Source organism: Paludisphaera mucosa (assembly GCF_029589435.1).
In the GTDB taxonomy this organism is placed as follows: domain Bacteria; phylum Planctomycetota; class Planctomycetia; order Isosphaerales; family Isosphaeraceae; genus Paludisphaera; species Paludisphaera mucosa.
In genome coordinates, this window is sequence record NZ_JARRAG010000002.1 from 1,707,989 (window position 1) to 1,729,477 (window position 21,489).

At 71.2% G+C, this 21,489-nt stretch carries 13 protein-coding genes and 2 pseudogenes; 10 read left to right on the top strand and 5 right to left on the bottom strand.

Features of this window, described 5'->3' with window-relative positions; translation table 11 throughout:
• Positions 1 to 35 precede the first annotated feature (35 nt).
• Both PZE19_RS16385 and PZE19_RS33000 read left to right on the top strand, forming a co-directional pair.
• Entirely contained in the window at positions 36 to 1,343 is a 1,308-nt protein-coding gene (locus tag PZE19_RS16385; RefSeq protein WP_277861713.1) for a glycosyltransferase family 87 protein, read from the top strand.
• Between the two features lie 608 nt (positions 1,344 to 1,951).
• Positions 1,952 to 2,626 (top strand): annotated as a pseudogene (locus PZE19_RS33000) (glycosyltransferase 87 family protein); the annotation flags it as partial.
• A 110-nt stretch (positions 2,627 to 2,736) separates the two neighbouring features.
• Here PZE19_RS33000 and PZE19_RS16395 read toward each other — a convergent pair.
• The 4 genes from PZE19_RS16395 to nth form a co-directional block, all read right to left on the bottom strand.
• On the bottom strand, positions 2,737 to 2,943 hold the full coding sequence (locus PZE19_RS16395) for a hypothetical protein (protein ID WP_277861715.1): 207 nt from the start codon (positions 2,941 to 2,943) through the stop codon (positions 2,737 to 2,739).
• On the bottom strand, positions 2,940 to 4,046 hold the full coding sequence (gene queG / locus PZE19_RS16400) for a tRNA epoxyqueuosine(34) reductase QueG (RefSeq protein ID WP_277861716.1): 1,107 nt from the start codon (positions 4,044 to 4,046) through the stop codon (positions 2,940 to 2,942). The genes PZE19_RS16395 and queG overlap by 4 nt, the downstream gene beginning before the upstream one ends.
• Before the next feature lie 315 nt (positions 4,047 to 4,361).
• A complete protein-coding gene (gene metF, locus PZE19_RS16405; RefSeq protein ID WP_277861717.1) occupies positions 4,362 to 5,282 on the bottom strand; it encodes a methylenetetrahydrofolate reductase [NAD(P)H] in 921 nt (306 codons plus the stop codon).
• Positions 5,283 to 5,404: 122 nt separating this feature from the next.
• Positions 5,405 to 6,079, bottom strand: coding sequence for an endonuclease III (gene nth / locus PZE19_RS16410; RefSeq protein WP_277861718.1), 675 nt, complete (start codon positions 6,077 to 6,079; stop codon positions 5,405 to 5,407).
• Between the two features lie 123 nt (positions 6,080 to 6,202).
• Here nth and PZE19_RS16415 point away from each other — a divergent pair, with 123 nt between their 5' ends.
• From PZE19_RS16415 to PZE19_RS16445, 7 genes are all read left to right on the top strand, one after another.
• On the top strand, positions 6,203 to 6,841 hold the full coding sequence (locus tag PZE19_RS16415) for an LON peptidase substrate-binding domain-containing protein (RefSeq protein ID WP_277861719.1): 639 nt from the start codon (positions 6,203 to 6,205) through the stop codon (positions 6,839 to 6,841).
• A gap of 165 nt (positions 6,842 to 7,006) precedes the next feature.
• Positions 7,007 to 7,597, top strand: a complete 591-nt coding sequence (gene folE / locus PZE19_RS16420) for a GTP cyclohydrolase I FolE (RefSeq protein WP_277861720.1) — start codon at positions 7,007 to 7,009, stop codon at positions 7,595 to 7,597.
• Positions 7,598 to 7,874: 277 nt separating this feature from the next.
• On the top strand, positions 7,875 to 8,432 hold the full coding sequence (locus tag PZE19_RS16425) for a hypothetical protein (protein ID WP_277861721.1): 558 nt from the start codon (positions 7,875 to 7,877) through the stop codon (positions 8,430 to 8,432).
• 26 nt (positions 8,433 to 8,458) lie between these two features.
• A complete protein-coding gene (locus PZE19_RS16430) occupies positions 8,459 to 8,983 on the top strand; it encodes a hypothetical protein (RefSeq protein WP_277861722.1) in 525 nt (174 codons plus the stop codon).
• 87 nt (positions 8,984 to 9,070) lie between these two features.
• The gene (locus PZE19_RS16435) at positions 9,071 to 12,115 is read left to right on the top strand and encodes an FAD-binding and (Fe-S)-binding domain-containing protein (protein WP_277861723.1); all 3,045 of its coding nucleotides are present in this window, start codon (positions 9,071 to 9,073) and stop codon (positions 12,113 to 12,115) included.
• Between the two features lie 358 nt (positions 12,116 to 12,473).
• Entirely contained in the window at positions 12,474 to 15,386 is a 2,913-nt protein-coding gene (locus PZE19_RS16440; protein ID WP_277861724.1) for a BamA/OMP85 family outer membrane protein, read from the top strand.
• Between the two features lie 81 nt (positions 15,387 to 15,467).
• Positions 15,468 to 16,709, top strand: a complete 1,242-nt coding sequence (locus PZE19_RS16445) for a tyrosine-type recombinase/integrase (protein ID WP_277861725.1) — start codon at positions 15,468 to 15,470, stop codon at positions 16,707 to 16,709.
• Between the two features lie 1,285 nt (positions 16,710 to 17,994).
• Here the strand turns inward: PZE19_RS16445 and PZE19_RS16450 are convergent.
• On the bottom strand, positions 17,995 to 18,843 hold the full coding sequence (locus PZE19_RS16450) for a carbon-nitrogen hydrolase family protein (protein WP_277861726.1): 849 nt from the start codon (positions 18,841 to 18,843) through the stop codon (positions 17,995 to 17,997).
• A 1,448-nt stretch (positions 18,844 to 20,291) separates the two neighbouring features.
• Here PZE19_RS16450 and PZE19_RS33005 point away from each other — a divergent pair.
• Positions 20,292 to 21,476 (top strand): annotated as a pseudogene (locus tag PZE19_RS33005) (DUF3987 domain-containing protein); the annotation flags it as partial.
• Positions 21,477 to 21,489 lie beyond the last annotated feature (13 nt).

Here is a 21,489-nt window from a genome sequence, read left to right on the forward strand (position 1 = left end):
GCCGACGCGAGGATCCCCCGGATGGAGCCTCCCCCGTGCCCGTGCTGCGCCACAACCTGATCCTCCTCGTCGTCGCGCTCGTCCTCCCCTTCCTGCTGGCCAGGCGACGCTGGATCGCCGCCGAACGCCTCCTGTTCGCGGCGGCGACGGTCATGGTCTTCGTCCGGCTGTGGCGCAAGTTCCGGATCGCCGAGCCGGTCGTGGACCTCATCAACTTCCACCGCTCGGGCGTGCTGGCCCTGGCCGGCCAGGACCCCTACGCGCCGGCGTCCTCGCCGATGATCAACCCGCCGACCGTCCTGCCCCTGGTCAAGCTCTTCGCGATGTTCTCGGTCGAGGACGTCAGCCCCTACTGGCAGGCCTCCGTCGCCGTCATGACGATCCTCTGCCCGATCGCGGCGTGGGCCGCGCTGCGGACCGCCCGCGAGGACGACGCGCTTTCGGTCGAGGGCGAGCCCGCGCCGCCCGCGATCTTCCCCTGGGGACTGGCCGCGCTCGTGGTCGTCTCGCCGGCGGCGGAGATCGGGATCATCCTGGGCCAGTTCAGCGCGCTGGGGACGCTGGCCTTGCTGACGGCGATCTGGCTGCGGAACGTCGGCCGGCCGATCGCCTCGGGTCTGCTGCTGTCGGTCGCGACGATCAAGGTGGCGACGCTGATCCCGATCCTCACGCAGTTCCTCGGCCGCCGCGACCGCCGCGTCTGGTTCGCGCTCGCGGGCGGCACGTTGGCCCTGGCCCTCCTGGGCGCGCCGCCGACGCGCTGGCTGGAGTTCTGCCGGTCCAACCTGGAGCGGATCGCCGAGACCCAGCGGGCGGGGAGCGTCAACGACTACGACTTCGCGACGGGCGAGCAGTTCGCCTCGGTCATCGGCGTCGGCAAGCTGGCGAACTACCTGGGCGTCCGGGACGCCGCCGTGCGGAGCCGAGTCGAGCTGATCGCCAGCCTCGCCGGCCTGCTGGGCCTGGCCGGGATCACCCGCGCCCGCAGGCTGCCCGCGGCCGCGGCCGTCGCGACGGCCTGCACCCTGGCCTGCCTGTTCCTCTACCACCGGGTCTACGACTCGCTGATCCTGGCCGCCCCGCTGTTCTACAGCTTCGTCGAGATGAACGCCCGCGAGGGCTGGCGGCGCACGCTCCACCGGCTCAACGTCGTCGGCCTCGTCCTGATCCCCTGCACGCCTTGGGAGCGGGTCTCGAACCCGCTGCTGCAATGGTGCCTGGAAGACGAGACGCTGCGGGAGATCGCGAGGATCGCCATAGTCCCCTTCTCGACCTGGCTGCTCCTGTTCGCCCTCGTCGTCCTGCTCGCCACGGGATGGAGGCGAGGGCCGAAACTCGCCTGAATGGGGCTCGTCCAAGGGGTCGCCGGCGGCCGCCTTGCGGACGGCCCTCGTCGGAGCCACCGACCTCCCCACCTCCGGCCCACCTGACCAGCCAGCCCGCCTCAGGGATATCGAAATAGGTCGCGTCCCCGCCCGTCCCGAGGCCTCGCGCGTCCGGACCTTCGGGCCGGCGTCCGCCCCTCGCGCCGCCCCGCCTCTCCTGCTCCATCCCTCGGTTGTGATGGCCTGCCACCTCGATCGCCCCCCCTGCGTTGATCGGCCGCGACGGTCGTCGCGGCGATTCGACGCCTCCGGACGCCTGCGGTCTCGATCAGCTTGTTTCGGCGTAGACCGTCATGACCGAAACAACCGACGACGCAGCCGATCGGAGGATGGCGATGCACGCCGTGGCGCTGATCGTGAAGTTCGCCCTGTTGGCCCTCGCGGTTCCTTGCCTCTTTCTGAAGACTCGCCGGCTCGCGATGGAGCGCGCGGCCTTCGCGATCGCGACGGCGGGGATCTTCCTGAACGCGATCGGGGGGCGGGCGGGCGTCGATCTGATCCATTTTCATCGGGCCGGTGCCTTGGCGCTGGCGGGCGAGAACCCCTATCCGCCCCACCCGGCGCCGATGCTCAACCCCCCGACCGTCTTGCCGATCGTCAAGCTGTTCGCCCTCGCCCCGATCGGGAGCGTCCGACCCATCTGGTTGGCCTGCGTCGTGCTCAGCACGCTGCTGAGCCCTTACCTCGCCTGGCGGGCCTACCGGGTCGGACGGCCCGACGACGACGGGGACGCGCGGTTCCCCTGGGCGGCCGCGGCCCTCGTGGTCGGCTCGCCGGCCGCGTTGACCGGGATCACGCTCGGGCAGTTCAGCGCCCTGGCCGCGGCCGCGATGTTCGCCGCGCACTGGGCGCGGGGCGCGGGGGCCCCGATCGCGTCGGGGCTGTTGTTGACGGTCGGGACGATCAAGATCGGGACGCTGGTCCCGCTGCTCCCCCAGTACGCGCGCCGGGGCGACGGGCGGATCTGGGAGGCCCTGATCGCGGGCTGCGTCCTCATGGCGGCGATCGGCGCGCCGCCGACGCGATGGGCGGAGTACTCGCTCGACGACCTGAAGCGGATCTCCGAGACTCAGCGGCCCGGGAGGATCAACGACGGCTCGTACGTCACCGGGACGAACGCTTCCACCATCCTCGGCGTGGGGCAGTTGCTCGAAGGCTTGGGCATGGACGGGGGGGGCCGCCGGAAGGCCGTCGAGCTCGCGACGGCGATGGCGCTGACGGCGATCCTCGGGTGGCTCGCGTTCGCCGGGAGGGTCGCAACGGACGCGTCGTGGGCGGCGGCCTACACGCTCAGCTGCCTCTTCCTGTACCACCGCAACTACGACCTGCTGATGCTGGCCCCGCCGCTGTTCTACGGCGTGGACCAGATGCGTCGGCGGACCGGCCGTGGGCGGATCCCGCAGTTCGCCTGCGTCGTCGCCATCCTCGCGGCCCTGTTCCAGCCGGGGGGCTCGATGCTGCCCCGGCTGGCGGCGTGGTCGATCACCGCGGGGACGGCGGGCCGCGTGGTGCAGGCCCTCGTGCTGCCTTCCGCGACGTGGATGCTCGTCCTCGTCATGGCGACGGCCCTCGCGACTTCGAAATCGGCGGCGTCCCCTCCCCCCGAAGAGCCTCCGGCGCGGTCGGGGCGTCGAGGCGGCCGAGGGCCCGGGCGGCGGCGTCGCGGATGGCCGGGTGCTCGTCGCGATCGGCCATCCGCGCGGCGAGCGCCGGCGCGGCGTCGACGCGGCCTGCGACGCCGAGCGCCACGGCGGCGTTGCGCACCAGGCCGACCCGGCCGGCGCGGCCCATCGCCGAGCCCCGGAGGGCCCGCTTCCAGTCCCCCTTGGACCGGCCCAGCCATTCGATCAGGTCGGGTCCGTCCCACTCCGGACGCGAGGCCAGCTCGGGGGCCAGGCCCGCGGGGGCCTTGCGGTTCCAGGGGCAGACGTCCTGGCAGACGTCGCAGCCGAAGACCCAGCCGTCGAGGTTCGCCGCGGCCTCGTCGGGGATCGGGCCGCGGTGCTCGATCGTCCAGTAGCTGATGCACTTGCGGGCGTCGAGCCGGTACGGCCCGTCGAAGGCGTCGGTCGGGCAGGCGTCGAGGCAGCGGGTGCAGGTCCCGCAGTGCGACGTCGCGTGGGGCGCGTCGGGCTCAAGCTCGACGTCGACCAGCAAGGCGCCCAGGAACGTGAAGCTCCCCAGCTTGCGGTCGATTAACAGCGTGTTCTTGCCGATCCAGCCGAGGCCGGCGAGGCGCGCGAAATCGCGCTCGAGCAAGGGCGCCGTGTCGACCACCGCCCGCGCCGAGATTTCGGGCGCCTCGCCCTTCAGCCACGCGATCAGGGCTTCGAGGCGGGCCCGGAGGACGTGGTGATAGTCGCCCCCGCGCGCGTAGCGGGCGATCTTGCCGACCGCGGGCGACGGGTGCGGCGGCCCCCCTGCCCCGTAGACCAGGCTGACCATCACGACCGAGCGGACGCCTTCGAGGATGGAGTCGGGATGGGCCCTGGCGTCGGCGTGCCGGCGCATGTACTCCATCCCCGCGTCGGAGCCGGCGTCGAGCCAGTCGCGGAAGCGACCGTAGTCCGGAGCGTCCTGGGCCGGGGCGACCCCCACGCGGTCGAAGCCCAGGGCCAGGGCCCTTTCCTTGAGCCTTCGTGTGAGGTCGAGAGGGGCCATCGCGGTCTCGCTCCCCCGCCCGGGTTCCGGCTCGTTCGACCCGATCCCGGCGTCCTGCGTCCGCAATCGGCGATCCTGGACCATGTTTTCTATTGGGGCGTTGCGCGCGGGCTTCGCGAGGGCCGCCGAGGAAGATTCGAGGAGAACGACGAAAACAAAAAAAATAGGGCGAAGGAAGCCAACTCCGGAGGCCGAAAAACGACCACAAACGACTGGATGCCTGAAGGTTGCGTCGATTTGGGTTGATTGGTCGCAAACGCGAACGGACCCACTTCTCCGAGGGGCGTCGCGCGGCCGCGGCGACCCGTCCGATCGTCAGGCGGTGGGCCGACGGCCGTCGAGGCCGAGGGAGTCTTCGACGCCCAGGTTCTCGTAGATCCGCCGGGTCGCGTCGGAGCGGTTGAGGGTGTAGAAGTGGAGGCCGCGGACCTGGTTGTCCAGCAGGTCGCGGCATTGCTCGGTGGCCCAGTGGACGCCGACCTTGGCGACGGCCTCGTTGGAGTCGCCGCAGCGGTCGACGGCGCGGAGGAGTTTGGCGGGGATGCGGGCGCCCAGCGCCAGCTCGGCGATCCGCCCCAGGGTCTCGCGCGAGGTGATCGGCATGATGCCGGCGAGGATCGGGACGCGGATCCCGGCGAGGTCGCAGCGGTCGCGGAAGTCGTAGAAGTCGTCGTTGCAGAAGAAGAGCTGGGTGCAGACGTAATCCGCCCCGGCGTCGACCTTGCGCTTGAAGTTGTCCATCTCGACGAGCCGGTTGGGGGTGCCCGGGTGCCCTTCGGGGAAGCCCGCCACGCCCACGCCGAAGCCTCGCGAGTCGGGCGCGGGCCGGGAGCGGATGAAGCGGACGAGCTGATCGGCGTACTGGAAGGCGTCGTCGGCGCGGTCGTAGCCTTCGACGGTCCGGGGCGGGTCGCCGCGGAGGGCCAGGATGTTCTCGATGTTGGAGCCGGCGTAGCGGTCGAGGAGGCCGGCCAGCTCCTCCTCCGAGTGGCAGACGCAGGTGAGGTGCGACACGGCCGTGAGGTTCGTCTGCTGCTGGATCCGGACGATCAGGTCGTGGGTGCGCTCGCGGGTCGAGCCGCCGGCCCCGTACGTCACCGAGACGAAGGACGGCTGCAGCTCCTGGAGCTTGGCGATGTTCTCGAACAGCTCGGCCGACGCCTTGTCGGTCTTCGGCGGGAAGAACTCGAAGCTGAAGGTCGTCGGGTGAGCATCGAAGATGTCGAGTATGTGCATGTTCGCCTCGGATCCTCCGCCGGTCGCGGGGCTTCGCGCGTCGTTTCGTCGGGTGCGTCGCCCTATCAGGATACCGTCGCGAAGGGCGCGACGACAGGGCATTCCCGCCGGCCTCGCGAGGCTCAGGCCGACGTGGCCACCCCGACCCTTGGGCAGAACGACGCCATCGGGCAGGCGCCGCAACGGGGCTTGCGCGCCAGGCAGACCCGGCGGCCGAGCTGGATCAGGCGGTGGCTCAGGTCGACCCATTCCGCCTTCGGCACGATCGCCATCAGGTCCTGCTCGACGTGCTCGGGCGTCCGCCGCGACGTCAGGCCCAGGCGGGCGGCCAGGCGCTTGACGTGGGTATCCACGACCACGCCGGTCGCCAGGCCGAAGGCCGTCCCCAGGACCACGTTGGCCGTCTTCCGGCCCACGCCGGGGAGCGCCGTGAGCGCGTCGAGATCGCGCGGGACCTCGCCGTCGTGATCCTCCTGGAGCCGCGTCGCCATCGCTTGCAGGTTCTTCGCCTTGGCCCGGAAGAAGCCCGTGGAACGGACGACGTCCTCGACCGCCGCGCGGTCGGCCGCCGCGAGCGCGCGGGCGTCGGGGAAGCGGCGGAACAACTCGGGCGTGACCAAGTTGACCCGGGCGTCGGTGCACTGGGCCGAGAGGATCGTCGCGACGAGGAGCTGGAACGGGCCCTCGTGGACGAGCGCGCAGAGGGCCTCCGGATACGCTTCCTTGAGCGTCCGGACGACGCGCCGGGCCTGGGGCCTGGGGTCGATCGCCGCCGCCGGATCCTTCTTGCGCGCCATGCCGCCCCCTCGACGTCTCCGCGGCCCGGCCGCCGCCGCCGCGTCCGAGTGAATGTGGCGTCGGATCGAGAAAGCTGTCAAGATGGACCGTCGCGACGCGGGGCGGGAAAGGTGTGAGGGACGATGCACGACGAACTGGACCTGAAGGACTTCTCGGGGCGGACGCCGCTCTTTCCGCTCTCCGGCGTGGTGATGTTCCCGCACGTCGTCGTCCCGCTGCACATCTTCGAGCCGCGTTACCGGCGGATGACCGAGGACGCTCTCGACGGCGACCGGCTGATCACGATGGTGCGGCTCCTGGGCGACGGTTCGCCCCGGCCCCCGATCGAGGGCGTCGGCTGCCTGGGGCGGATCATCCACCACGAGCGCCTGGCCGACGGCCGGTTCAACATCCTGCTCCTCGGCCGCAGTCGGGTGCGGCTGCTCCGCGAGACGACCGACGACCTGCCGTACCGCTCGGCCGAGGTCGAGGTGCTGGAGGACGTGCCGGCCTCGGCCTCCGAGGAGCAGGCCCGCGCGGGGCTCGTCGAGCACCTCCGGAGGATGGTCGGCGCCGCGCCCGAACTCCTGGAGCTGCTGGATCGGGCGGAATCCCTGGGGGCCCTGGTCGACGTCATGGCGCACGCGCTTGCGGCCGCCGCCGACTGGAAGCAGCGGCTCCTCGAGGAGACCTCGGTCGAAGCCCGAGTCCAGGCGCTCCATCAATGGCTCCGCGAACTCCCCGCCCGACGCACCTTCCCGCCCCCCTTCAGCGACAACTGAACGGTCGCCGGCCGCCTTGATTTCCCGGGTGGGGGGGCCTAGAATTGGTCTTTTGATTCGGCCGAAGTCGCCGCCTTCGTTCAGTTTGCGTCGCAGGAGCGAGCCGGCTGCCCGAGACGAGGCGGGGGACTCGAGCCGATGCTCGCCCGAGAAAGCCTTCGATCCATGCCCGAGACGACCTCTTCCCCCCCCTTCGACCTGGACCGCATCCGGCGGGCCGTCCGCGAGATCCTCCTGGCCGTCGGCGAGGACCCCGACCGCGAGGGGCTCCTCGAGACGCCCGATCGCGTCGCTCGGATGTACGCCGAGGTCTTCCAGGGCCTCCACCAGGATCCCCGGACCCATCTCAAGAAGCTGTTCACCCAGCGGTGCGACGAGATGGTCCTGATCCGCGACATCCGGATGGTCAGCTTTTGCGAGCATCACCTGCTGCCGGTGATCGGCCATGCCCACGTGGCGTACATCCCCAACGGCAAGGTCGTCGGCCTGTCGAAGATCCCCCGCGTCATCGACGTCCTGTCGAAGCGGCCCCAGCTCCAGGAGCGTCTGACCGAGCAGGTCGCCGATTTGCTGATGAAGGAGCTGGACGCCCGCGGCGTCGCCGTCGTCATCGAGGCCAGCCACAGCTGCATGACGATCCGCGGCGTCCAGAAGCCCGACGCCTCCTTCGTCACGAGCGCGGTCCGCGGCGGCTTCAAGGAAAACCTCGCCACCCGCACCGAGGTCATGTCCCTCATCTTCGGTGCCCGGCGTTGATCCTCGGTCGCGGCATTCTCTCGCCCCGCCCCGCCCGCTGTGGGATATTGGGCCTTCAGGACGATCGCTGGGATCGACTCGGGATGGAACGATGCTGGCGGATTTCGCGGTTCGATGGGTCTTCGGACTGGCGGTCGCGACAGCCTTCTGCCCCGTGCGGACGACGCCGTCCACCTACTTTCGGACCACTTGCCTTGTTATGCTAGGACTCTCCGTACTCGCCACGCTCGCCTTCACGCGAGTTGGCGGAGTGCAGGAGGGTTGGGGATTTTGGGCGATGGTCGCGACGGCGGCCGCGGCCTATGTCGGGTCGACGGCCTGGGGCCTCGGCCTGACGCGGGTCGGGACGGGCGCGTTGTGGGCGGCCGCGGGACTGTCGGGGGCCTGGTTGATCGGGGTTTCGTTCGTCGGCGGAGGATGCTCGAACTTCAACGCGGCCAGCCGGGGGGCGTCGGGATTCCTGATGGGGACGACTCTCGCGGCGATGCTCCTGGGGCATCAGTATCTGACGACGCCGACGGCCGCGATCGAGCCGCTGAGGCGTGCGATCCGGTTGATGGGCCTCGGCCTCGGGACGCGGGCGATTCTGGCGCTGGCGGGCCTCTGGCTGGCGACGGAGGGGGGGGCCGCGACGTCGCCGGCCTGGCTGTACCCGGCGATGCGGTGGGGGATGGGGCTCGCGGGCCCGTCGTCGGCGGCGTTCCTGGCCTGGAGGACGGCCGAATTACGGTCCACCCAGTCGGCGACGGGCGTCCTGTACGCCGCCTTGGGGCTGGTGCTGTTCGGGGAGTTGGTGTCGCTGATGCTCTCGCGGGGGGGGGCGCCGATCCTTTGAAGGCGAATAAGGGGCGGATCCGGCCGATGGAACTGACGTTCGAGTGTCCCGAATGCAAGATGATCGACCACACGGACGACGTGGAGGCGGCGAGCCAGTCCCTCTGCCGGCATTGCCATACGGCGAGGGACCTGCGGCCGGGCGCCTTCGACGCATCGGGCGGGCCGGTCGCGTGTCCCTCTTGCGGCTCGGCGGACCTCTACGTCCGGAAAGACTTCCCCCAGAGCCTGGGACTCGTGATCGTGGTCGTCGGATTCGCCGCCAGCACGGTCTTCTGGTATTATGAGAGGGCGCTGTCCGCCTACGGAGTGCTGGGGGCGTCGCTGCTGCTCGACCTGGCCCTGTATCGATGGGTCCCCGACGTCCTCGTGTGCTATCGCTGCGGAAGCCAGCTCCGCGGGCCGGGAGTGAATCCCGGCCGCCGGTTCCGCTCGTTCGACCTGGCCCTCGGCGAGCGCTACCGGCAGGAACGCCTCCGCTCCCAGGACCTGCGGGATCGGGGCGCGTCGGCCGGTTCCGACGAATCGCAGGCCGACGTGGGCGCGACGTGACTCGCCTGAGAGGGCACCGCTTCTCGCGGCGGGACGGCTGCGACGACTTCCCGAACAACGACTCCTCACCGAAATCAAGCCGCTCACGTGGACGAACGCCGAGCCCGCATCTTCGACGACCTGCGCGGGATCGTATCGGGGGATTTGTTTTTCGAACCCCTGGATCGGGCGGCGTACGCGCTGGGGGCGGGCCCGTTCGAGATCGACCCGCTCGGCGCGGTGGCCCCGAGGACGGCCGAGGACGTGGCGACCCTGGCCCGCTACGCCACCGAGAACAACCTGACCCTCCACCCCCGGGGCGCGGCGACCGACCCCGGCGGCGGCGCGCTGGGGGACGGCTTGGTGGTGGATTTCAGCCGCCACCTGAGGCGGATCGTCGCGATCGGCGAGGATCGCGTCGAGGCCGAGGCCGGGGTGGTCTTCGATGCGGTCAACGCCCGGCTCGCCCCGCTGGGCCGCCGGTTGGAGCCGACCCCGGCCGCGTCCGAAGCGGCCACGCTGGGCGGCGCGATCGGCATCGACGCCGCGGGCCCCCGGTCGTGCCGGTTCGGCCCGACCAGTCGCTGGGTCGAGAGCCTGGGCGTGGTCTTCGCGCAGGGCGAAGCCGCCGACCTGGGCTTCGAACCCTGGCCGGCGTTCGAGGACGAGCCGGCCGACTTCAAGGCCCTGGTCGTCCGCAAGCTCCATCGCATCCAGAAGCGCCGCCGCGGGGCGTGGGAGCCCCGGGCCGAAGCGTCGATCCCCGCGCCGGCCGCGACCTTCCGCGACCGCGCCGGCTACGCCCTGGGCGAGGCCGCCGACGAGAACGGGGTCGACCTGGCGCGCCTGCTCTGCGGGTCGGAGGGGACGCTGGCGATGGTCGTCCGGGCGACGCTCCGGACGGTGCCGCTCCCCGCCGCGACGGCCGTGGCGGTCCTGCCGTTCGTCCGCATGGTCGAGGCCGCGGGCTGCATCCCGTTCCTGATCGGGGGGGACACGGCGCCCTCGGCCTGCGACCTGTACGACTGGCGATCGGTCAGCCTGGCCCGCGACGCCGAGCCCCTGTTCCGCGAGCACGTCGGCGAGGCGGTCGAGTCGGTGATGGTCGTCGAGTTCGAGGGGGAGTCGGCCGCCGAGGTCGCCGGCAAGGCGCGGCTGCTCGTCGAGAAGGCCGGCCGCACCGGCCTGCTCTCGGCCGACCCCGCCGTCTTCCATCGCCGATCCGACTGCGAGCGGTTGGTCGACCTGAGGCGGCGGATCGAGCCCTGGTTCCTCCGCGGGCGGGGCCGCTCGGCGCCCTCGCGCGTGGTGGAAGGCGTCGCGGTGCCGGTCGAGCGGCTCGCCCCGGCGATCCGGGGCCTGCAAGACGTCCTCCGCCGCCGGGACCTGACCTGGACGCTCGACGTCTTCGCAGCCGAGGGGCGGATCCGGATGCGGCCGTTCCTGGACCCGGGCGACCCGGCCGACCGGGCCCGGCTCGAGGACCTGGCGGCCGAGTTCTGCGACGTCGTCCTGTCGGCCGGCGGGACCATCGCGGCCTCGCAGGGCCTGGGGTTCCTGCGGACGCATCTCCTCCCCCGCCAGGTCGGCGAGTCGGCCCGCGTCTTCCGCGACGTCAAGGACGCCTTCGACCCGGCGCGCCTGCTCAACCCCGGCAAGGTCGTGGACGATCCCCATCAGCTCGCGCGGGGGCTCAAGGCGTTCCCCGAGATCCCGGCCGCGGCCGACGTGGGCGGCTCCGGGGCCGGCGGCGGCACGGTCGCGGCGGCGACGACGGTCGCTCAGGTCGAGCAGGCCGTCGCGCCGGGCTCGCCGCTGATCATCCCCGTCCTGCGCTGGCCGGGGGACGACTTCTTGACGGTCGCCTCCTCGTGCAACGGCTGCGGGACCTGTCGCGGGACCGACCCCACGCTCCGAATGTGCCCGAGCTTCCGCGCCCACGGCGAGGAGGCCGCCTCGCCCCGCGCGCAGGCCAACCTGTTGCGCCAGGTCGCCTCGGGACAGGTCGACCCGCGTTCGTGGGGGTCGGCCGAGTTCCTCTCGAAGGCCGAGTACTGCATCCACTGCAAGCTGTGCCAGAGCGAATGCCCGGCGGGCGTGGACGTGTCGAGCCTGGTGCTGGAGGCCAAGGCGGCGTTCGTCGAGGACCACGGCCTGGCCCCCCAGGATTGGGTCTTCTCCCGCCTGGAGATGTGGGCCCGGCTCGCCAGCCGTTTCCCGATCGTCTCCAACTTCCTGATGTCCCGCCGCAGCGCCCGCTGGCTCCTGGAGCGGGTGCTGGGCGTCTCGCGTCGTCGGGTCCTGCCGCCCGTGCGGCGGACCCCGTTCACCCGCCGCGCCGCCAAGCTCGGCCTCCACCGGCCGCGGCCCTCGCGGCCCGGGCCCCGGGTCGTCTATTTCGTCGACGTGTACGCCAACTACTACGACCACGAGCTGGCCGAGTCGGTCGTCGGCGTCTTGCAGCATGCGGACGTGAACGTCTACGTCCCGACGTCGCAGCGCAGCTCCGGGATGGCGCCCCTGGTCGTCGGCGACGTCGAGCACGCGCGCGAGCTGGCCCTGCGGAACCTGCGGGTGCTCGGCGACGCCGTCCGCGACGGCTACACGGTCGTCTGCTCCGAGCCGACCGCGGCGCTCATGCTCAGGCAGGAGTACGTCAAGCTGACCGACGATCTCGACGCCGCGCTGGTCGCCCAGAACACGATGGACCTGGGCCAGTATCTGAAAGGCCTGGACGCCCGGGGGCAGCTCCCCGCGCCGGCCGAGCCGGTCCGGGCCCGTGTCGGCTATCACCAGCCGTGCCACCTCCGGGCCCTGGACGTCGGCCTGCCGGCCTTCGACCTCCTCCAGAAGGTCCCGGAGCTGGACGTCGAGTTCATCAACCGAGGATGCTCGGGCATGGGGGGGACCTTCGGCCTCCGCCGCCACCAGTTCCGAGCCAGCCTCCGCGCCGGCCGGGGCCTGCACCGGCGGTTGATGGACGACGACATCGAGATCGGCGCCACCGAGTGCGGCGCGTGTCGGATCCAGATGGAACAGGGGATCGCCAAGCGGACGCTCCACCCGGTGAAGCTCCTCGCCCTCGCATACGGTCTGAACCCCTCGCTCCGCCTCCACTTCAAGGACCCGAAGCCCCGCCACGCGATGTCGTGACGAAGGAGGCCGGTTTCGTCGCATCCGGCCTTGCGTCCGGCGGGCAACTCGATTAAAACGCCCTCGCCTGTCACGTCTTCGTCAGCAGGCGACGAGCGGAGGTCGGGGCGGTCGCGACCAGGATGGACGCAGACCTCGCCCCGCACGGTCCCGGCGACGGGACCGCTCCGCGACACCTCTTCGAGATCCGGATGGGATGGGGGGGCGATCGTCGCTCCCTCGACTTCGACTGGGATGATCGACCGGACCGCCCCGACGCGGCCCCTCGCAGGGCCGCGCCGAGAGAGCGAAGCCCGGGGGACGATCGCTCATGACGTATCAAGTAACCAGACGCCTTCCGGCGCCAGGGACGGGTCCGGTGGAGCGAAATCTCATCGAAGCCGACGTCATTCACACTCGCCCGCCTCGCCGGGCGCCGGCCCGCTTCATCGCGCCGGCGACGGTCTGGGCCCTCGCGACGTCCGCCCTGCTGGCGGCTGCCCCCGCGGCCTCCGCGCAGGCGCCCCCGAAGGGGACCGTCGTCGAGATCCGGATCGAGGGCAATTCGAGCATCACCGCCGAGAAGATCCGCGGCAAGCTGCTCAGCAAGGTCAACGCCCCGTACGACCACCAGAAGGTCGACGCGGATTTGAAGTCGCTGATCGCCACGAAGTGGTTCTCGGACGTCGAGCCCTTTTACGAGGAGACGCCCCCCGGCAGCGGCAAGATCGTCCTGATCTTCCGCGTCCGCGAGATGCGCGTGCTCCGATCGGTCGAGTTCCGGGGCCGGCGCAAGATCTCTCAGAAGGAGATCGAAGAGAACACCGGCCTGAAGGTCGGCAACCGCGCCGATCCGACCCACATCTTCTCGGCCGTCCGGCAGATCCAGAACCTTTACATCGAGAAGGGCTACGAGCTCGCCCAGGTCACGCTCATCGAAGGCGGCGAGCCCGGCGACACCCAGGTCGTCATCCAGATCTTCGAAGGGCCGAAGTTCCAGCTCGCGTCGATCGACTTCAAGGGGAACGTCTTCGCGACCGACGCCCAGCTCTGGACCAAGATCTCCAGCCGTCGCCCGATCGTCGCCTCGCTGGGCGGCAAGTACCACCGCGAGATGCTCGACGAGGACGCCCGCAAGCTCATCGAATACTACCAGTCGCAGGGATTCTTCGAGGTCCGGGTCACCCCCGTCACCCGCGCCGGCGACGGCCTGGGCGACGTCAACCTCACCTTCGTCGTCTCCGAGGGCATCCGGTACCACGTCCGCAACCTGCTCTTCGAAGGGAACAAGCAGATCAAGGAGGAGCAGCTCCGCGACGGCCTGATGCTCCATTCCGGCAAGCCCTTCCTCGACGCGGTCCGCGACTCCGACCGCCAGGCCATGCTCAAGCGCTACTACGAGCTGGGGTGCATCAAGACCCAGATCCTCGCCGAGCCCCGCTTCACCAACGAGCCGGGCGTCGTCGACCTCGCCTACAAGATCGACGAGAGCATGCCGTTCACGCTGGGCGAGATCATCCTGCGGGGCAACACCCGCACCCGCAACGACGTCATCCTCCGCGAGTTCTGGCAGGCCGGGCTCCTCCCCGGCGAGGTCCTGGACCAGAACCGCCTGGCCACCGCCCAGAAGCGGCTGCAGGCCCTCGGGTACTTCAACACGAACCCCGAGATGGGCAAGCAGATCGAGGTCAAGATCGTCAACGAGCGGCCCTTCGACAAGCCCTACGGCGAGCGGATGATGCCGCTCCTCAGCGAGATGGCGGGCGCGCGGATGCAAGGCGACGACGCGACGCCCACCCGGGCCGCGAAGGACGTCGATGGGGCTGCGGACGCCGCCCCCGCGACGATCCCCCTCTCCGCGAACGCGCCCCCGGCGACGGCATCGACCGCGATGAAGGTGCGCATGCAGGACGGCGGCTACTCGGTCGTCCCCGCGCCCGAGGGCGGGGCCGCCGCCGAGGCGGAGGACGGGCCGTCGATGCTCCGGCCGTTCGGCTCGGGCTCGGGCGGCTTCTTCAGCCCCCCCGCCAACACGGTCCCGCCGATCGCCGTCCCTGCGCCTCCGGGCGCCCCCGGGCTGGGCGCGCCGGGCGATGCTCCGGCGACGCCGGGGCGGAGTCAGCCGCCGGTCGGCACGGGCGAGCCCGCCGGGACGTTCCCCAGCATCCCCGGCCTCAACATGACCGACGTCGGCCCCGACCGCAACGACCCCTTCCCCAACCGGTCCTACGCCGACATCGTCACCACCCTGGAAGAGGCCCCCACCGGCCGCTTGATGGTCGGCGTGGCCGCCAGCAGCTTCCAGGGCCTCTTCGGCAACGTCACGGTGTACGAGAAGAACTTCGACATCTTCAACGTCCCGCGCTCGTTCAACGACATCTTCAACGGCACGGCCTTCCGCGGCGGCGGCCAGGAGTTCCGCCTGGACCTCCAGCCGGGCACCCTGATCAACCGCTTCCAGATGAGCCTTCGCGAACCCTACCTCTTCGGCATGCCGATCGGCGGCGCCGCGGCCGGCTACCTCTTCAATCGTCTCTACCCCGACTGGAGCGAGGCCCGCGGCGGCGGCCGCTTCTCGCTCGGCCGCCAGTTCGGCACCAGCACCTACGCCGACGTCGCCGTTCGGGCCGAGGACGTGAACTTCTACGGCTATCGCAACCCCGCCCCGGCGCAGTACCTGGCCGCCAGCGGCCACTCGACCCTGGTCTCGGTCCGCCCCAGCCTGCGGTTCGACAACCGCAACAGCCCGTTCATGGCGACCAAGGGCCAGTACGCCGAATTCTCCTACGAGCAGGGCTGGGGCACCTACACCTGGTCCAAGTTCGACGCCGAGGGCCGCATGCATTACACGACCGGCAGCCGGCCCGACGGTTCCGGTAAGCGGTTCATCACCTTGCGGGGCCACTTCGGGATCGCGACGCAGTCGCTGCCGGTCTACGAACGGTTCTTCGCCGGTAACTTCGGCAGCCTTCGCGGATTTCAGTACCGAACGGTCAGCCCCAAGGCCCTGGGCGTCCCGGTCGGCGGCGTGATGATGGCCCTGGGCTCGCTGGAATACCAGTTCCCCTGGACCGCATCCGACACCGTCCATCAGGTCGTCTTCACCGACTTCGGCACCGTCGAGAACGATTACAGCTTCAGCAAACTCCGCGTCTCGGTCGGCACCGGACTTCGGTTGATGATCCCCGCCATGGGCCCGATTCCCCTCGGCTTCGATATCGCCTTCCCCGTCATGTACGCCGAAGGCGACGCACTCCGCTACTTCAACTTCAGCATGAGCGCGAGCTACTGAGAACCGTCGTTTCTCCAGGCAAAGCGTATACTCGACACTATTGGACGGTACTAAACCCACCCGTCAGTAGGAGTCGAAGACGTGGCGAGACCAGGCGGACCGTGGTGGTGGCGTGGACGATCCCGGTGGGCGGCCACCATCGGCGGCAGGCGGCGCACCGCCCCCAAGGAGCTCGGCGAGCGGGACAAGGCGGCCGCCTGGGCGTGGTATTCGGCGCTCGCGGCCGAGGCGGCGGCCCCCAGGCCCGACGTGCGGGTGGTCGACCTCTTCAATCTATACCTCGACGCTTGCGCGAAGCGGGCCGCCCGGGGCGATATGGATCCCGCAACGGTGCGGCTCGCGACGACGGTCCTGACCCAGGCCGCAGGGTTCGTCGTCCCCGGCGGCAAGTTCGGGACGTTGCCGGTCGTCGACGTCCGGCTGCGCCACCTCGAGTCGATCGTCGCCCAGTGGTCCAATCGCCCGGGCGTCCGACCCGGGTCGTTCGTCTCGAGCTCGTACCTGGCCACCGCGACAGGCCTCGTCCGGACGGCCTTCCGCTGGTCGGTGCGCCCCGGGGGCGGACTGGAGCCCCTGCTGGGCGCCGACCCCTTCGCCGGGTTTCGGGCCCCGACCTCGAGGCCGGCCAGGGTCGCGATCTGCGATCGGAAGGACGCGGCGAAGTGGTTGAGGTGGCTCCGGGCGCAACCCCGCACCGAGGCGTCCGGCGACTTCACGCTGCTCCAGCGCTGCCTGATCGCGACCGGGGCCCGGCCGAGCGAGTTCTACCGCGCGACCTGGGGCGAGATCCGATGGGACGCGGGACGGACCGAGGCCGGTGCCACGTATGGCGTGCTGACCAGGCTTCTGTGGAAGAACAGCCGGAAGTCCGACAAGCCGCGACGCATCATCCTCCTCCCGTCGGTCCTGCGGCCGCTTCGCCGCTTGTACACGCGCATCAACCCGGCCCCCGACTCCCTGATCTTTCGGTCGTCGACGAGGAAGCCCTGGGACCCCTCGATGCTGGCCCAGGCGACGGCCCGACTCCGACGGGCGGCGGTCGCGGCGGCCGTCGACCTCGGGGCGTTGGGGGGCGAGGGCGAGGGCCGAGCGAGGGGCTACCTCTGGCGGCACGTCGCCGCTTCCCGGCTCGTGATGGCCGGAGTCGACCTGGTGACGGTCGGCGAATTGCTCGGGACGTCGGCGGACATGATCGCGAAGACGTACGGCCACCTTCGCGACGAGCACGTCGTCGCCGCGGCGACGACCCTCGGGTCCGCCGGACGAGGGGTTACCAACGGCCCAAGCGGTTCGGGACCGAAGGCCGTCCGCCCAGGACCGTGACGTTCGCGGAGGGGACGGGGGCGGGCTCGCTCGCAGCCCGCTCTCGCGAGGCTTCCCAGGCCTCGACCGCCTCGACTCGGAATCGGACCGTCGGCCACGACACGTAGCGGCCGGGCAGCCGGAGGTCGATCCTCGGCACGCCGCAGGTCAGAACCGTGGCCCGGGCCTGCCGCTCCGTGACATGCCAACGCTCGGCCAGGTCCGCAATCGTCATGAACTCGCCAGGCATCGGCGACATCCTCCTCAAGGCCTATCCCGCGATGCGCGGGTTCCATGCCCCATTTATCGAGGGAGGCTTCGAACTGCACCAAGAGCAGTTTGGTCCGCTGCGTCGAGGCTTGAGGATTCTCGACCCGGCTTGCTCGCCGCCCCGGTGAATCGGCCTTTCATCGCGCCCTGAAGGGGCCCGGTCCGGACGGACCGAGATCATCGGCCGCCACCTCGATCGCGGCTGCGGCCTCGTCGGGCCGCGACCCCAGGGAGCTAGACCGGGCTCTGAGGGAGCGGGGCTCGACTTCATCGGTCATCCGGCCGCCGGCTTCACGAATGAGGTCCAGTCGAAGGCGTGGTCGAGGTCGCCGTTCGCCTGGCAGATCGTCGAAACGGACGGGGCTGGGCGTCGTTGAACCAGAGGATCGGCGGCGATCGTCCCCGTCCATCAAGGTCGCGGCGCAATGGGAAGGACTCAGCGAGACGGCCCGCTCATCGCGTCCGGACGCGGGATCGGGCCGGGCCCGTACTGGGCGACGCCTTCCCAGAGTCCGGCCGCGAGTATCGCGAAAGGCTGCATGGTCAACCGCATCTCATCCCGCCCCCTGCTCTGGGCGGGATGAGCGAGGGGGCGGGTAGTCCGTCGAGGTGCGTCCCGCGGCGCCTGGTAGGTCGGACCAGTACGCCGACGCTCCGCCGCCACTCGATCACGTCGGGAATCCGACAGTTCCCAGGCTGCCCCGCTCAAACGCAGCCGCGAGTCGCCCGGAGGAGCTTCTCGTTCGCCTTGGCCGGCCTGGGGGGGTTCACCGTCATGATCTTGCGGTCAGCGTCCCCTCCCGGGCCGGCGGCGGGCCGGCGGCGCGTCGCCGTCCTAGCCGACGCCTGGTCCGGGATCCCGCCCGGCGGCCGGGAGTCGAGAGGATCGGTCCTGATGAGCATGCGGGCGTCCAGTTCGACGCTGGCGTCCCGGCTTCCCTCGCATCCTCTCGGAACGCCACGATCGCCGGCGTACGGGGGGATCACGCGTGAGCGCGACCAAAATGGAGCCCCGATCACCTCATACTCGACGGCCTCAGACGCCGCGATAGCCCCGGGCCTCCAGGGCCTCGGCGATCGCGGTCCCCCGGCCGATCGGGGGCCGGGGCGAGACCTCCACGGCCACGAGCGCCTCGGCCCGCTCGCCGTACGGGCCGCGGGCCAGGACGACGCCGCCCGGCCCCATCGCCAGCGAGCGGCCGATGACCTTGCGGCCGCTCCAGGGGCCGCCCGAGATCCGGCCCACGTTGCTGACGCCGACGACGGCGACGTCGTAGAGGCGGGCCAGCTCGGCGTAGGAGTCGAGCCAGAGTCCCCCGTAAGGTTCGCGATCCTCGTCGTGGTCGGCGTCCACCGCCCAGGCCGAGGGCGAGAGGATGACCTGCGCCCCCATCCGGGCGAGGACGTGGCCGATCGCCAGCGAGCGGCCGAAGTTGTCGGCGCAGATCGCCAGGCCGATCGTCCCGAGGTCCGTCTCGACGACGCCCAGCCGATCGCCGACGGCGTAGAGGTCCAGGGCGACGTCCAGCTCGTTGATCTTGCGGTGGTGCAGCAGGATCCGGCCGTCGGGCCCGATCAGCACGGCGGCGTTGTACAGGCGGTCGCCCGCGCGCTCGACGAGCCCGGCGGCGACGTGGATGCGGTGCTCACCTGCAGCCTGGGCCAATCGCTCGGCGTGGGGGCCGGGGATCGCCCGGGCCAGCTCGCGCGCCGAAGGGTCGGTCCAGCCCAGGTCCAGGCATTCGGGCAGGACGACCAGCCGGCATCCCCGGGAGGCGGCCTCGCCGACGGCCCGGACGGCCCGGCACAGGTTGGCGTCGGGCCGTCCCCCCTCGACCAGGATCTGGGCCATCCCGGCGCGAAAGCCTCGCTGGGCCGTCTCCATGGTCCCCGTCGCCTCCCCATGGTTCCGATCGCAAGTCTGTCGGACCTCGCTCCCACCGTACCTCACCTTGATCGGGCGGGGAGGCCAGCGGAAGTCTCGGCCCGCGCCGCTGCCGGATGCACTGGAGGACCCGGATCGACCGAGCGTGCCGGGGCGGGCTCGCCATCTATGAGGGCCGGCCGCCGAGCGTCACCGCCTCAAGGGCGGTCTACGGGCCGGGATCGCGAGGCGGCAAGACCTCACGCCCCCGAAGGGTGTGGCCCGCGGGGTCTCGACAGGCCCGGGTCGCGGCGGAGAGCGAGGTCGGCGTGTCGGGCGGGGCCGCTCGCGGTCTCCACTCCGCTCGTCGAGTCGACGGGTCGAAGCGTCCCGGCGGCTTTGTGGCGACCGGAGGGTGCGATCCCTGGACGCGTCCGGCCCGTCCAACCCGTCTTGAAGGCATCCGCGAGCAGGAGGTCCTCGTCCGTCTCCGTCCGCGCACCTCCAGCGGGAGGCGAGAAGGCGGCTCGACTTGGCCGATTCCAGGCCTGGGAGGCCGACGAATCGGTCAGCGAAGCCGGCCTCGCAGCGAGGCCGGGAGGACGAATTTTGGATCACGTGATTCAGACGGCGACCGGCCTCGCCCGACGCCCCGGGCGCCCGACTCGCGGCCTGCGTCACAAAGGCCTAGGGGATTCGAGGGCGAGCGGATTCGAAAGCCGTCTACCTGCAGGAGCGACTCGTGGCGTAGCCTCCTCCGCGTCGAACTTCCGCTTCTTCGTACATCCGAGCTGGACGCAGTGGCGTCGGGAGCCGTCGTGGGTAAGAAGCCTTGGATCATCCGCGAATCGATGGGATTGCGGCTCGTCGCCGAGGGCGACGCCGCCGAACGAGAGGACGCGTGGAGCCGCGCCGAATCGGCTCTCGAGACGGCGAGCCGATCCCCCGATGGGGGCTGCCGGCCCGGCGAGCCTGGAGTCGCGCGGGGACGGAGCACGGGGGCGCCGCCCTCGGGCCCGCGGCTCGAAGGCGGGACGGGCGTACCTACGACCCTCGAGACGTCGCCGGCCGCTTCGAGCCCCCTCGAGCGGCGTGCGGCCGCGGCGGGGCTCGTCGGTGGCGCGGCGGGCTTCGACGCGAACCTCCCGACGGGCGATGATCAGCCGGCCGTCTCCGGCCGGCGGGGGAGCCTCGACCAGGACGCCTCGGGAGCCGTCTACGAATACCGCGACGCCTATGGGCGGCCTCTCTTCCAGGTCGTCCGGGGACCGGGTAAGCACTTCCGCCAGCGTCGCCCCAACCCCGCCGAACCCGGCCGGTGGATCTGGGATGCGGCCGGCGTGGAGCCGATCCTCTATCGCCTCCCGGAGCTCCTCGCCGCGGCCCCCTCCCGCCTGGTCTACGTGCCCGAGGGCGAGAAGGACTGCGACCGCCTGGCGGGCCTCGGACTCCTCGCCACGACCAACCCCATGGGGGCCGGCCGGTGGCGGGACCGGTATAACGAGGCCCTGAGGGATCGCGAGGTCGTCGTCCTCGCCGACAATGACGACCCCGGCCGCCGCCACGCCGAATCCGTCGCCCGGTCGCTGGCGGGCGTTGCGGCGGCCGTGGGCATCCTCCTGTTGCCCGACCTGCCGCCCAAGGGCGACGTCAGCGACTGGCTCGACGCCGGGGGCTCGGTCGGGGAGCTGGGACGCCTGGCCGCAACTGCCCTGGCCGACTCGGCCCCGGCGAGCGCGCCCCCGGTCGAAACGGCCCCGACCGACGCCTCCGCGTCGCGCCACGGGGCCGAAGGGGACGTCCTGGAGGCCGCCCGGCCGCACTTCGCCGCGCTGGCGATCGAGTTCGGCCTGAGGGTCGTCTCCGACAGCCCGAATGAACAGGGCTGGTTGAAATGCCGGGCCGTCGACCGCGACGACGCCCGGCCATCGGCCGGCTTCAACGTGGAGACCGGCGGCTATCACGACTTCGGCACGGGGGGCCGTCTTTCGTTCCTCGCACTGGCCACGCGCCTGAAACCCGAAGCGTTCCCCGACGAGCGGGCCGTCCTCGACCACCTCGCCGAGCGGTTCGGCGCGGCCCGCCCCGGCGAGGCGTGGGAACCGCCCCTCCCCTTCCACGACGTCGACCCGCCCCCTTTTCCGACCGACGCCCTGGCCGGCTGGCAGCGGGATTTCATTGAGGCCGAGGCCACGGCCACGCAGACGCCGCCCGACCTGGCCGCCATGCTGGTCCTGTCCGTCACGGCCGCCGCCTGCGCCGGGAAGGTTGTCGTCGGCGTCAACGGCGGCTACGAAGAACCCGTCAACATCTTCACGGTCACCGCCCAGCCTTCAGCCAGCCGCAAGACCGCGGTGTTCCGCGACGTCGCCGCCCCGATCGAGGAGCATGAGCGCGACCTGGACGCGCGGTCGGCGCCGGCGATCGCCGAGGCCCGCAACCTGAAGGCGATCGACGAGAGGGCGCTCGAAGATCTGCAGCGGAGGGCGGCGAAGGCGAAGGGCCCCGACCGGAAGTCCTTGGTCGCCCAGGCGGACGAGCTCGCGCGCCGGCTCGCCGCGGCCCCACCCCGCCCGCCGCGCCTGCTGGCCGACGACGCCACCGCCGAGAGCCTGGGCTCCTTATTGGCCGAGAACGGGGGCATGATGGGCGTCTTCAGCCCGGAGG

Bases quoted from the DNA above. Each gene is read 5' to 3' on its own strand.
- PZE19_RS16395 (WP_277861715.1), bottom strand. From the start codon at position 2,943: ATGACGAGGACGAGCATCCACGTCGCGGAAGGCAGCACGAGGGCCTGC.
- queG (WP_277861716.1), bottom strand. From the start codon at position 4,046: ATGGCCCCTCTCGACCTCACACGAAGGCTCAAGGAAAGGGCCCTGGCC.
- metF (WP_277861717.1), bottom strand. From the start codon at position 5,282: ATGCACATACTCGACATCTTCGATGCTCACCCGACGACCTTCAGCTTC.
- nth (WP_277861718.1), bottom strand. From the start codon at position 6,079: ATGGCGCGCAAGAAGGATCCGGCGGCGGCGATCGACCCCAGGCCCCAG.
- PZE19_RS16415 (WP_277861719.1), top strand. From the start codon at position 6,203: ATGCACGACGAACTGGACCTGAAGGACTTCTCGGGGCGGACGCCGCTC.
- folE (WP_277861720.1), top strand. From the start codon at position 7,007: ATGCCCGAGACGACCTCTTCCCCCCCCTTCGACCTGGACCGCATCCGG.
- PZE19_RS16425 (WP_277861721.1), top strand. From the start codon at position 7,875: ATGGTCGCGACGGCGGCCGCGGCCTATGTCGGGTCGACGGCCTGGGGC.
- PZE19_RS16430 (WP_277861722.1), top strand. From the start codon at position 8,459: ATGGAACTGACGTTCGAGTGTCCCGAATGCAAGATGATCGACCACACG.
- PZE19_RS16450 (WP_277861726.1), bottom strand. From the start codon at position 18,843: ATGGAGACGGCCCAGCGAGGCTTTCGCGCCGGGATGGCCCAGATCCTG.